Genomic DNA, 12,190 nt, shown 5'->3' with positions numbered 1-12,190 from the left:
ATGGTGCGTCAGCGGCCCAAGCCGGAGCCATGGCCCAAGCCGATTCAGCGCGACCCGCAGGACGCGCTCATCTAGCCCCTTTGCCCCCCTTGCACCGCGAGCGTGCGTGTCTGTTGCTCAACACGCCGTAAAACATCGGCAGTTTGCGCACGCTCGTGGTGGCCCCGTCTCGGGGCAAGGGGTCACCTGACGAGCGCCACCGCGAACCCGTCCCAGCCCTTGGCACCCACGGTTTGAATGGCGGCGGCGTCCAGCCTCGGATGCCGGCCCATCATCTCCAACATGTCGCGCACCGCGAGCGCCTGCTGATCATCGGCCGCCGGCTCAAGCACCCGGCCGAAGCGGGTCACGTTGTCCACCACGATGATTGACCCGGGCCTGCCGAGTTTGATCGCCCACTCGACGTAGGCGACGTTGTTCTCCTTGTCGGCGTCGATGAAGACGAGGTCGAAGACGTCACCGCGGTCAGCCAGCCGCGGCAGGGCATCCAGCGCCGCGCCGACGATCACCTCGACCCGGTCGGCGACCCCGGCCCGCTCCAGATTCGCTCGCGCCACCTCGGCGTGTCGGGGCTCGTACTCGAGTGTGACGACACTGCCGTCCGGACCGACCCCGCGGGCGAGGTTGATCGTGCTGTAGCCGGCCAGCGTGCCGATCTCCAGTACCCGTCGCGCCCCGGATATCGTCGCCAACAACGACAACAGCTTTCCGTGTTGCGCGGACACTTCGATCGCGGGCATCCCCGCGGCGTGCGCGGATTCGCGCGCCGCTACCAGCGCCTCGTCCTCGGTGCGCAGCACCTCGTTGAACATGACGTCGACATCTCTCGGCTCGGCCATGTTCGCCAGGCTAGCTGGATCGGGCGAGCACACGTTGCTCGAAGAGGTCGGCCCCACGGGCTGTCCCACCACTCTCAGCGAATCCCGCGGCCACCCGTCTGGCGCCGTCGGCCATGGTCATAGCCACGCGCACCTTCTCACGGAGCCGTTCTGGCGATAGTTTCCTCGCCGGTAGGCGGGTTCCGCACCGCGCAACTTCGACGCGTCTGGCGACCTCGAACTGATCCCGCCCATATGGCACAACACAGACCGGCACGCTATGCGCGAGCGCCTTCTGGGTCGCACCCATCCCACCGTGGGTTACCGCGCACACCGCACGGTCCAACACCAAGCCATGCGGAACAAATTGGCACACCGTCATTTTCGCCGATGACGAGATGTCGGACAGGCCGGCAGGCATGGTTGCGACGACGTGGACCGGTTCATCGGCCAACGCGTCCGCGGCAGCAGCCACCAGGTCGGCATCCGCCTGCCTTTCCGATGATGTCGTCACGAGAACGATGGGCCGGTCGATCGAACTCAACCAGGCAGGTGGAGCATCCGAATCGAGATCCAGCAAGCAGGGTCCGATCATCTGCACAGCGTCACCCCAGTCGCTGTGCGGATACTGGAACGGTTTCCCGCTCGCGAGCAGCATCAACGGAGCCCGCCTGAGAAACTCGTCCGTCGAATTCACCAGGGGCACCTGCACTTGCGCCCGAACCTTGTTGATCGGCGGCAGAATGATCTTCTCGAGCGGACGCAACAACGCAGCCCGCACAATGGCATCGCGCACCCGGCCGACCGCCCCGCTCCATGGCCGCAGACCCAGCCCGAAGGGCGGCACACCGTCGGCGCGTAGCGGTGGCGTGTACGGCGCGAATGACGCCCAGGGAACACTTCCTGCTTCGGCCGCCGAACGTGCGCCCCAGCAGTTGACGTCCACCAGCAGGGCGTCGGGGTGAACCTGCTCCACCGCTGCGGCAAGGTCGCCGACCTCGTACCCGGCACGCCGGCCGAACGCTGCCACCCCCAACTTCAGTGCGCCCCGGGGGTTCTTGGCCTTCCAATCATCGAGCTCCGCCGCCTCGATGCGGGGATCGATTGCAGCCGTGGCGAATCCCAGCCTCCGACCGATCTCGACGCCGGAGGACAGGGTGCGCACATGGATGGTGTGGCCTCGACAGGCCAGTTCCAGCAGCAGGGCGCCCATCGGCAGCAAGTGCCCCAATGCGGGGGACGTATAGGCCAGGACCGTCGCCATCGCGCTATCCCATACTCCGGGCCGCGTCGAGTCTGCCTCGGGCATTGAGCTTTTCGCACATCCGCAGGTACTGCGCGGACAGGTTTGCGTACCCCTGCATGTCGCGTTCGGCCTGCGCCAACAGCGCACGGCTGCGTAGCCACCACAGATCCAGTGCCGGGATGCCAGGCCGCTGGGCCTGCCACTGGTCGACGATGTGCCGCGCTTCAGCCAGATCCTCCTCAGCGCCCCTCTCGACGAGAAGCTCTACGAGTGCCTCACCGACGCAACCTGAATAGACCTTCGACCCCCTACCCATGTGCAGAGCGAAGTTGGCGCGTAGTTCCACGCACGCTTCGTCGCGGCGCCCGTCTTGTGCCGCATCTCTGGCGAGATCTGTGATGACAGCTGGAAGTACCAACGTCATGAACTTGTTCGCGCGGCAGTTCGAGCGCACGTGTTCGAGCATGCCGATCGCCTCTGCGCGTGTCTCGCGACTCCCCCGCAGCAGCGCGGTGCCGTAAGACCACTTGGTGCAGAGGATGCCGCTGGTGTCACCGGACGACTCCGCGCACTCGCGGGCCGCGCGAAGGTCGTCGATGAACTCGGACGCCTCGCACAAGCCGAGTGCGAGAACGGTTCCCGCGTACATCACCACATGAGTGAACATCCGTGACTGGAGCGCACGCCCGTGTGCGATGCCCTCATGAAGGTTGCGGCGGCCCTGCTCAGGCTGGCCGAGGCATAGTTCGATGACTCCACGCAACGCCTGGGCCGGCCGTAATTCAACATCCGGCACCTCACATGCATCCAGCAGATCGATGACGTCAATCGCCGAATCGAATCTGCAGTTGGCAAACCACGCAAACGCGACCGCGTTGACGACGATACCCATGGCTTCGCCATCCCAGTCGGCGGTGACCAGCATGCTGTGCAGCTCTGCTGCCAATCCCACTGCCTCAGGAACGAGGAAATCATTGAATGTCATCGCCCAGAGCTGTCCGGCCGTCCCGATCGCAAGTGATCGCGTATCGTCGGTTCGGGTTGCGAGGTCACGGAACTCGCGATACCGATGCGCTGTGTCGGCGTCACTTCCCACGTACAGCGAGGTCGATACCAGCATCGTGCGCGGTGCCACTCGCATTGCTATGACGCCGTCGTGTTCAGGCAGTTCGTCAGCGACATTCCGGGCGCGCTCCCATTGTTCCCGCGCTGCAGGAAGATCTCGCGAACGGAGCCATCGAGCCGCCCGCATATGCCAGTGGTAGGCCTGCGCCTGTTCACCGGCGGCCTCGAAGTGAGTTGCAATCAGTGCCGCGTTCTCTTCGGCCGCTGCCGGGCCGCGGTCCTCGATGGCGACGGCGAGCCGGCGGTGGGCCTGTGCCCGGTCACGGCTCAGTTGAGATTCGTATGCGACAGTGCGTACCAGCGGATGGTGGAAGCAATAGCGTTGTCGCGGGACGAATTCCGTTTGATCGATCAGCTCGGCGGAGACCAGCTCGGACAATCCGGTGTCTCCGGCATCCGGTCGCAGCACATGCAGCGTTTCCGGATCGAAGTGGGCGCCGATCACCGCTGCCGCGTTCAGGAGGGATTTCGCTTTTGCGGGCAGTCTGTCGATGCGGGCAGCGAGAACCGCCTGGACAGTCGGGGGTACGACGATCGGGGCGGTGTCGACCGACATCCGATAGCCGCCACGGCCGCCCGACAGCACACCGCGCCCGGCGAGGTCTCGAACGATCTCCTCGACGAAGTAAGGGTTGCCGGCCGCCACACCGGCGATCCGGTTGGCCATGCCCGCCAACGTGGCATCGTCGCCGAGCAGTTGGTTCACCAACCGTCGCGTCGCCGATTCGGTCAACGGTTGAAGCCGGATCGTCTGCCCCGAATTGCGGCGCAATGCCCCGCGAAACTCTGGCCGGTAAGTGGCGAGAACCATTGCTGCCGTTCGGTTGCCGAGTTCGGTCGCGAAATCGCTCAGTACGTCGTCACTAGGGGAGTCTATCCAGTGCGCGTCCTCGATCACGAAGACCACAGGGCTGGTGTCACCCTGCACCGCCGTCGTCATCATCTCCACGAGTCGGCGCCGCCGATCGTCGACGCTGTCACTGACCTCAGGTTCGGTGCCGTCGCCGATTCCCATCGCCTCGAACAGGATTCGTGCATCGCGCGACTGCGCCGCCAGGCGGCCGTCGAAATGGCCGACGGTGCGGCTCCGCGCATCAGCCGGGCTCAGCTCCTCCACCTGGAACATCCCACGCAGCAACAGTGACAGCATGCGAAACGCCAGCGTCGACGCGTGCGCCTCGCCACGCGCAACAACCACCCGCGCGCCCTCACTCGCTGCGAACGCGGCGAACTCGCTGACCAGGCGACTCTTGCCCAACCCCGGTTCGCCGACTATGCCGACAAGGCCGCCATTGCCCGAGGTGAAGGCGGTCAGCAGCCGACTCAGTTCCTCTTCGCGGTCCAGCATGATGCTGTCGTTGCGCCCGAGCACGGTGCGGCGGGTTTCCACCGCGAGCAGCCGCCGCCCAGGTACCGGCTGATCGACGCCCTTCACTGTCAAGTTCTCGACGGGTCCGAGCCGAGCGACGTCTTCGACGAGTCGGGCGGTGGACATCGAGCACATCACCCCATCCGGCGGCGCTGCTGACTCCATGCGCTGCGCCATCCCGACGGGATGACCAACCGCGGTGTAGTTGCCGGGACCTGAGCCGAGAGCACCGGCAATGACATCACCGGAGTTCAGGCCGACGCGCAGACGCAGGCCGACGCCGTCACGGCGAAACACCTCAGCGGCGACGCCCTTGGCCACCGAATGGATTTCCAATGCTGCGATGCACGCGCGCAAAGCGTGGTCCTCCAGTGCCGCCGGCGCACCGAAGAGGGCCATCAAACCGTCACCGGTGAACTTGTCCACCGTTCCGCGATAGCGCTGAACCACCGCGGCAGCACGGTTGAGCAGCTCGTTCATGATCTCCCGCAGGCGCTCTGCGTCCACCGCCGCCGCAAGCTTCATCGAGCCGACGACGTCGACGAACAGCACGGTCACCTGCTTGTGCTCGCCGCTGTTCAGCCGCGTGACCGGAGTGCCGCACGCATCGCAGAACCGCGCCTTCGAACGCAGGTCGTTTCCGCACGACCCGCATCGATCGGTGGCCTCACCGATCGGGCTGACCATTCGCTAATCCATGTGCTGCGTCGATTTCCCCATGATCGCGCATACCGTCTGCGGGCGGTCCGCATTTGCCATACCCGGGTCAGCGCTCAACCTCAGACCACGCCCTCTCTGGCGTAGACCATCCGCAAAACCAACCCGACCTCCGGACCCATCACCGTGGCGCACAGTTCGCAATACGTCGCGACGAACGCAGGCCCGTGCGGGGGGCTGTCAGTGCACAGGTGATGTGCGAGTTCGTGCAACACCACCAGCTCCCGCAGCGCCCAGGTGGTGTTGCGGTCCGGGACCGCGATCATGGCGGCCCCGTCGACCAGTTCGTAGTGCGCCGCCTTGGTGCCCCGGCGTGCCCGCACCGTGACCGGGCGGGCGCCGGCGCGAGCCAGCACCTCGTCGACGTAGCGCTGCACCGCCTCCACCGAGGCGAACCGCGCCTCGGGTGGCAGGGTGAGTTGAGTACCGAAGAAGTCGATGGCACGCGAACTATGTTGTGCGGCACGGTCGAACAGCGTCCGCACGAATTCCTCCGCGGCGTACACGCGGGCCCGCTGGGTGTCCTTGGCGGTCACTTCTCCAGTGCGCCGCGCGCGCCGGACAACTCCTGGCCCGGGCCCAACCGGGCACGTTGGCCCGCCCGGTCACCAGCGCGACGTGCGGCCGACGAGTATCCCGCCGAGGCACTCGTGGCCCGCCACGTACCGCGGGCCTGCGACGTCTCCCGGTAGAAGCTCTTCAACTCGATGTCCTTGTCCCGCAAGGCGATAGCAGTCCCCGGGCGATCTGCCTCATCGGCCTCCCGCGTGGCCTCCTCCTTGGCCTCCGACAGGCGCTTGCCGATGCGGGCGCCGAAGGCCAGCTGGAAGTTCAGCCGGGCGGTGATGGTCGGCGTCGGACGGTGCGCACCGGAGCTGAGGTAGGCCTCGGAGGCTTTGACCATCTGCATGACCAGGCTCACGTAGAGCGCGTGGGTGGCGTCGATGTCCTCGGCGAACCCGTACGCATAGACGAACGTCGAATTCGACGCCACATCGCACTTCACGTCATTGGCCAGCCCGATCACCACGAACAGCTGCACATAGGTGCGCAGGCCCTTGGTGCCGGCGGCACCGATGGTGATGGTCCGCTGCACCGGCATCTGCGCCTTGGTGCGCTGGGCCGAGTGCGCGCGGGCCAGGGCCAGGTCGATCGACGTCGTGGTTGCCAGGCGCTGCGCGGCCGCCATGAACGCCTCGGCCTCGTGCTGATTGTCTGTGCCCTCAGCCTGGCGCAGCAGTGCCGCGATGCGCCCCAGCATCTTGTCGTCAGTCATTGCGCGATCCGCTCCGCTCCTCGCTGCGCCTCACGTGACCAACCTAGCCAAGACCTCCGACATCACTTGTCGACGAAACCGTTCACCGCGTCGAGCACCTGTGGCGAAAGAGGTGCGGGCTTGCTGTAGTTGGCGATGCTGTCGGTCGGGTCGTCGCGCAGGATGTGGTTGACGCCCTTGAGTTCGACGACCGTCAGCGCGGTGTGCTTGAGCGCGTCGATCAGCGGACGTTCGGCCGCACAGTTGGCCTGCGCGTCGGAATCCGAACAGGTGAGCAGCACCGGCATGCCGTCGGGCAGTTCGGCGGCCAGCGGCAGCGGATCGATCTTGTCGGCCTCGATGATGGCGTTGAGGTTGCCGGGGTTGACGATCGCGCCGAGCCCCTCTGGCAGCTTCGCGGGAACGGTGCCCTTGGTGCGGATCTCGTCCACGGCAGCCAGCCAGGCCGTCAGCACCTCCGGGGTGGCGCCGGCCCGGACCCGATTGGTGATGATGTCGAGGTACCGGCCGGCGAGAGGTTGAAACAGCGCGAGCGCGTGGACTTTTGGATCGCCTGCGGCGGCCAGGGACATCGCGTGTACCGCACCCTCCCCGAGGGCGTAGACCGAGATCCTGTTGTCGTCGGTGTCGGGCTGATCGGCCAGGAATCGCAGCGCAGCGGTTGCACCCGTGGTGTAGACGCCGCTGACCACCTCTGTCGGCTTGCTCTCGTAGGGACCGAGGCCGGTCTTTCCGGTGCCGATCTTGTCGTAGCGCAGGCTGGACACGCCCTTGTCGGACAACGCCTCTGCCAACTGCCGCATGTTGCCGACCGGCCCGACGACCTTGTTGTCACCGTTGCGGTCGGTGGGCCCACTCTCGGAGATCATCAGCGCGGCCGGACCCGGCTTGCCATCATGGCGGTAGCTGCCGTGGATGGTGAGTCCGTCGGCGTCGAAGCTGACATCGGTGTCGGTCCAGCCCGGCTCATCCGATCCGCAGCCGGCCAACAGCAGCACCGAAATCAGCGCTGCGGCAACCCGTCTCACAGATGCGCCTCGATCCAGGAGGTGACATCGTCGAGCACCAGAGCCTTCTCGGGTTCATTGAAGACCTCGTGGAACAGCCCCGGGTACACCTTGAGGTGCACGTCCTGCGATGCGATGCACTCGACCAGGACGCGACTGCCCGCGACGGGGATCAGGCGGTCCTTCTCGCCGTGTACCACCAGCAGCGGAGCGGCCAGCGCCGAAGCGCGCTGCGGCATCGTCTCCCCCACTCCGATGAGAGCCCGGGCGATCCCGGCAGGCAACCTGCCCTGATGCACCAGCGGATCGGACTTGTAGGCGGCGACCACCTCAGGGTCACGGGACACCGCATCAGCATCGAGCTTCTCGACCGGCAGCCCCGGCGCGACCTTGCCCAGCACCTTGGCCGCGACGACCAACAGCGGCGACAGCCCATCCTGCGCGTGCACGGCCGGCCCCGACAGCACCATCGCGGTGTACTCGTCGGGGTATTCCACGCCGTAGGTGAACACGATGCCGCCGCCCATGCTGTGTCCGAGCACGATGCGGGGCAGCGCGGGATGCTCGCCGGCGGCGATGCCGACCAGCCTGTGGAAGTCGCCAACGAACTCCGACATGTCCCGCAGGTAGACCCGCTTGCCGCCGGACCTGCCGTGGCCGCGGTGGTCGAGGGCATAGACGATCAGTCCGGCAGCGCCGAAGCGCCGTGCCACGTGGTGGTAGCGACCGGCGTGCTCGGCGTAACCGTGGGAGAGCACGACGACCCCGCGCGGTTCGATGTCCGGGGTCCACACGTCGTAAACGATGCGTACGCCGCCGACGCCGTCGAAGGTGCGTTCAGTGCGGGTGCTGGTCACCCTCGCGAGCGTAGCCGGGTCGGGTTAGCGCAGCACAATGGCATGATGACGACGATCTTCCGTCTTGTCGGTGGTGCTGCGTAAGCTCGCGAATGTGACCGTCCTCGCACACCGCCTCGATGACGACAGCCCGGCCGATTCCTTCCTGGCCGATGCTCAGCGGTACCGGCGTGAGCTGCTCGCGCACTGCTACCGGATGACCGGTTCACTGCACGACGCCGAGGACCTCGTACAAGAGACCTATCTGCGCGCGTGGAAGTCCTACCAGGGCTTTCAAGGAAAATCCTCGGTACGGACATGGCTGTACCGCATCGCCACCAACACCTGCCTGACCTCGTTGGAGGGACGGGCCCGTCGGCCCCTGCCGTCGGGCCTGGGCGCACCGAGCTCGGCAGGCACTGACGACATCGCCGAGCACCACGAGGTGCCATGGCTGGAACCGCTGCCCGACGACTCGACGGATCCGTCGAACATCGTTGGTTCGCGTGAATCGGTCCGGCTGGCGTTCGTCGCCGCACTACAGCACTTGTCGCCGCGGCAACGCGCGGTGCTGGTGATGCGCGAGGTGCTGCAGTGGAAGGCCGCGGAAGTTGCCGACGCGATCGGGTCTTCCACGGCCGCCGTCAACAGCCTGCTGCAGCGGGCCCGGGCGCAGTTGGATGCCGTCGGCCCCAGCGAGGACGACGGGATCGCCCCGCCCGAGTCGGCGCAGGCGCGGGACTTGCTGAGCCGCTACATCGCCGCGTTCGAGGCTTACGACGTCGACAGGCTGGTCGAGTTGTTCACCGCGGAGGCGATCTGGGAGATGCCGCCGTTCGACAGTTGGTACCGCGGCCCACAGGCGATCGGCGACCTGACCCGCCACAAGTGCCCGGCCGATCGCCCCGGCGATATGCGGTTCATCCCGACGACTGCCAACGGCCAGCCCGCGGCGGCGCTCTACATGCTCAACCGCGAGACCGGCACGCACGAGGCGTTCCAGCTCCATGTTCTCGACATCAAACCCGGCGGCATTTCGCACGTCGTGGCGTTCATGGAGTCGTCGCTGTTCGAGAAGTTCGGGCTGCCGGCCACGCTCTAGCTGCCGTCGTACGCGGCCTGCAGTTTGGCCAAGTCGAACTTTCCCATGGTGGACAGCACGGCGGCCATCAGTCGCTCGTTGGCCTCCTGATCCCCCTTGTCCATCATGTCGTAGTAGTCCTCCGGTGTGACCTGCCAGGAGAGCCCGTACTTGTCCTTGAGCCATCCGCAGGGCTGTTCCTCTCCGCCCTCGCTGAGCGCGGCCCAGATCTGGTCGATCTGCTCTTGGCCGGCGACGCGCACCTCCAACGAGACCGCCTCGGTGAAATGGAACTGCGGACCGCCGTTGATTCCGACGAACCGCTGCCCGGCGAGTTCGAACTCGACCACCATGGGCACGTCCTGCGGAGACGGTGCAGCCGGATGCGCGGCGACGGTATTGAGGATCCGGCCGTTACCGCCGAACGCAGCGATGTAGTGCTCGGCGGCCTCTTCGGCCTCACGGTCGAACCAGAGATTGGGAACGATGCTGGCATTGATCTTGGTCATGGTGTGTAGACCGGGTGTGAGCGCATTTTTCATCGCCCAGTGCCACGTACAACACCCAAACTTGACTTCTGCGTGTCACAACTGGCCGCTCGACCGGAGAAGGGTAAGCATCTAAATGCCCAGGTCATAACCCAAGTTATCCAGGTATCTGGAACGTGTTCTATTATCGCGTTCCATGAAGACCAAGGGCGCCCTGCTGTGGGAACTCAATTCGCCGTTCAAGGTCGATGAGATCGACCTCGGTGACCCCATCGCCGACGAAGTACAGATCCGGATGCATGCCGCGGGCATGTGCCACTCCGACTACCACATCACCACCGGTGCCACCCCGATCGGCCTGCCCGCGCTGGGCGGTCACGAGGGTGCCGGTGTGGTCACCAAGGTCGGCAAGAACGTCACCGGCATCGAGGAGGGCGATCACGTCATCCTGGCGTTCATCCCCGCCTGCGGTGAGTGTCCGCCGTGCCTGAAGGGCTTCCGCTCGCTGTGTGACCGCGGCGCGGTCCTGCTCGGCGGTAAGGCCATCGCAGACGGCACGTCCCGAATCAAGGCCGGCTCGCACGACGTCTCGCCGATGAACCTGCTCGGCACCTTCGCGCCGTACATGACGGTGCACAAGGATTCCGTCGTCAAGATCGACAAGGACATCCCCTTCGAAACTGCGGCCATCATGGGCTGCGCGGTGCCGACGGGCTTCGGCTCCGCCACCAATGTCGCCGAGGTGAAGCCCGGCGAGACCGTCATCGTCATCGGCGTCGGCGGAATCGGCATGAGCGCGCTGCAGGGTGCGGTGATCTCAGGCGCCAAGCACGTCATCGCGATCGACCCGAACGAGTGGAAGCGCGAGCAGGCCATCAAGTTCGGCGCCACCCACGTCTACCCGTCGATGGCCGAAGCCATCGCGCCGATCATCGACGTCACCTACGGCCTGATGGCCGACAAGGTCATCATCGCCGTCGGTGACATGAAGGGCGAGTACATCGAGGAGGCGTTGATCCTGACCGCCAAGACCGGCACCTGTGTGGTGACGGGTATGGGGTCGATGATGGATGCCGACGTCAAGCTCAACCTGTTCCTGTTCACCATGTTGCAGAAGACGTTGAAGGGCAACATCTTCGGCGGTGGCAGCTCGCACGTCGAGACGCCGCGGCTGGTGGCCCTGTACAAGTCGGGCCTGCTCAACATCGATGACATGATCACCCGGACGTACAAGCTCGAGGACATCAACCAGGGCTATCAGGACATGTTGGACGGCAACAACATCCGTGGTGTGATCCGGTTCGACGAGTCCGACTGGTGACACTCTCTGCCGAGCAGACGCAGAATCGCCCTTTTCAGCGTGGAAAAGGGCGATTCTGTGTCTGTTCGCGGGGATTACTTGGGGGGCATCCGAATGCCGCCGTCGACGCGGACGACCTCCGCGTTCATGTACGAGTTGGTGATCAGCTCGAGAACCATCGACGCGAGTTCGTCGGGCTTGCCCAGGCGATGGGGGAAGAGCACCGACTCACCGAGCTTGGCCTTGAACGCCTCCGACGCCTCACCCTCGCCGTAGATCGGGGTGTCGATGAGGCCCGGCGCCACGGTGTTGACCCGGATGCCCACCGCGGACAGGTCGCGGGCCACCGGAAGTGTCAGCCCGACCACGCCGCCCTTGGACGACGAGTACGCGGCCTGGCCGATCTGACCGTCGAAGGCCGCGACGCTGGTCATGTTGACGATGGCACCGCGCTCGCCGGTGTCGGTGAGCTCGTTGCGGCTCATCGCGGTCGCCGCCAGCCGGATGCAGTCGAAGGTGCCGACCAGGTTGATCGCCAGCACCTTCTTGTAGGCATCCAGGTTGTGCGCCGACGCGAATTCGCCGTCCTTGCCGATGGTCCGCTGTGCCCAGCCGATGCCGGCCGAGTTCACCAACGCGCGCAGCGGACCGAGGTCTATTGCCGTGTTGACGGCATCCTCGATCTGCTCGGTGTTGGTGACGTCGACGCTGACGAACACGCCGCCGATCTCGTGTGCGAGCGCCTGCCCGCGATCTGCCTGCAAGTCCGCGACGACGACCCTCGCGCCCTTGGCTGCCAACTGGCGGGCGGTTGCCGCGCCGATACCTGATGCGCCACCAGTGACGATTGCGCTAGCTCCGTTGATATCCACGACGACAGACTAAGCCCGATCCACCGGTGGGTCGGGCGCAGGTCGGTAGGCTCGC

The 12,190-nt window shown here is 65.8% G+C and carries 11 protein-coding genes; 2 read left to right on the top strand and 9 right to left on the bottom strand.

All coding sequences use genetic code 11. The features are described from left to right. Nucleotides 1–182 precede the first annotated feature (182 nt). From ABQF30_RS14920 to ABQF30_RS14890, 7 genes are all read right to left on the bottom strand, one after another. Nucleotides 183–839: an O-methyltransferase gene (locus ABQF30_RS14920; RefSeq protein ID WP_448464930.1), complete on the bottom strand. Its 657-nt coding sequence runs from the start codon at nt 837–839 to the stop codon at nt 183–185. 10 nt (nt 840–849) lie between these two features. Beyond that, a complete protein-coding gene (locus ABQF30_RS14915) occupies nt 850–2,082 on the bottom strand; it encodes a glycosyltransferase (protein WP_448464928.1) in 1,233 nt (410 codons plus the stop codon). Between the two features lie 4 nt (nt 2,083–2,086). Then, entirely contained in the window at nt 2,087–5,245 is a 3,159-nt protein-coding gene (locus ABQF30_RS14910; RefSeq protein WP_448464926.1) for an ATP-binding protein, read from the bottom strand. A gap of 92 nt (nt 5,246–5,337) precedes the next feature. Further along, nucleotides 5,338–5,811, bottom strand: coding sequence for a TIGR04338 family metallohydrolase (locus ABQF30_RS14905; RefSeq protein ID WP_448464924.1), 474 nt, complete (start codon nt 5,809–5,811; stop codon nt 5,338–5,340). Further along, entirely contained in the window at nt 5,808–6,551 is a 744-nt protein-coding gene (locus tag ABQF30_RS14900) for a DUF2786 domain-containing protein (protein WP_448464922.1), read from the bottom strand. Before ABQF30_RS14900 ends, ABQF30_RS14905 begins: the two co-directional genes overlap by 4 nt. Before the next feature lie 62 nt (nt 6,552–6,613). Then, complete coding sequence (locus ABQF30_RS14895; RefSeq protein WP_448464920.1) at nt 6,614–7,579, bottom strand: alpha/beta hydrolase; 966 nt, start codon at nt 7,577–7,579, stop codon at nt 6,614–6,616. Beyond that, the gene (locus tag ABQF30_RS14890; RefSeq protein WP_448464918.1) at nt 7,576–8,415 is read right to left on the bottom strand and encodes an alpha/beta hydrolase; all 840 of its coding nucleotides are present in this window, start codon (nt 8,413–8,415) and stop codon (nt 7,576–7,578) included. Before ABQF30_RS14890 ends, ABQF30_RS14895 begins: the two co-directional genes overlap by 4 nt. Nucleotides 8,416–8,479: 64 nt before the next feature. Between ABQF30_RS14890 and ABQF30_RS14885 the strand changes: the two genes are divergently transcribed. Then, complete coding sequence (locus tag ABQF30_RS14885) at nt 8,480–9,496, top strand: sigma-70 family RNA polymerase sigma factor (RefSeq protein WP_448464916.1); 1,017 nt, start codon at nt 8,480–8,482, stop codon at nt 9,494–9,496. On the opposite strand, the gene ABQF30_RS14880 is transcribed toward ABQF30_RS14885, so the two are convergent. Further along, nucleotides 9,493–9,984, bottom strand: coding sequence for a VOC family protein (locus ABQF30_RS14880; RefSeq protein ID WP_448464914.1), 492 nt, complete (start codon nt 9,982–9,984; stop codon nt 9,493–9,495). The two genes, ABQF30_RS14885 and ABQF30_RS14880, sit on opposite strands and share 4 nt — an antisense overlap. A gap of 175 nt (nt 9,985–10,159) precedes the next feature. On the opposite strand from ABQF30_RS14880, the gene ABQF30_RS14875 reads away from it, so the two are divergent. Continuing rightward, nucleotides 10,160–11,284, top strand: coding sequence for an NDMA-dependent alcohol dehydrogenase (locus tag ABQF30_RS14875; RefSeq protein WP_448464912.1), 1,125 nt, complete (start codon nt 10,160–10,162; stop codon nt 11,282–11,284). Nucleotides 11,285–11,358: 74 nt separating this feature from the next. Here ABQF30_RS14875 and ABQF30_RS14870 read toward each other — a convergent pair whose 3' ends face one another. After that, the gene (locus tag ABQF30_RS14870; RefSeq protein ID WP_448464910.1) at nt 11,359–12,135 is read right to left on the bottom strand and encodes an SDR family NAD(P)-dependent oxidoreductase; all 777 of its coding nucleotides are present in this window, start codon (nt 12,133–12,135) and stop codon (nt 11,359–11,361) included. Nucleotides 12,136–12,190: the final 55 nt, after the last annotated feature.

Source organism: Mycolicibacterium sp. XJ870, assembly GCF_053483975.1.
This window is presented reverse-complemented; position numbering and strand designations above follow the sequence as displayed.

Coding starts and splice junctions, on each gene's coding strand:
- ABQF30_RS14920 (WP_448464930.1), bottom strand. CDS start 839: ATGGCCGAGCCGAGAGATGTCGACGTCATGTTCAACGAGGTGCTGCGC.
- ABQF30_RS14915 (WP_448464928.1), bottom strand. CDS start 2,082: ATGGCGACGGTCCTGGCCTATACGTCCCCCGCATTGGGGCACTTGCTG.
- ABQF30_RS14910 (WP_448464926.1), bottom strand. CDS start 5,245: ATGGTCAGCCCGATCGGTGAGGCCACCGATCGATGCGGGTCGTGCGGA.
- ABQF30_RS14900 (WP_448464922.1), bottom strand. CDS start 6,551: ATGACTGACGACAAGATGCTGGGGCGCATCGCGGCACTGCTGCGCCAG.
- ABQF30_RS14880 (WP_448464914.1), bottom strand. CDS start 9,984: ATGACCAAGATCAATGCCAGCATCGTTCCCAATCTCTGGTTCGACCGT.
- ABQF30_RS14875 (WP_448464912.1), top strand. CDS start 10,160: ATGAAGACCAAGGGCGCCCTGCTGTGGGAACTCAATTCGCCGTTCAAG.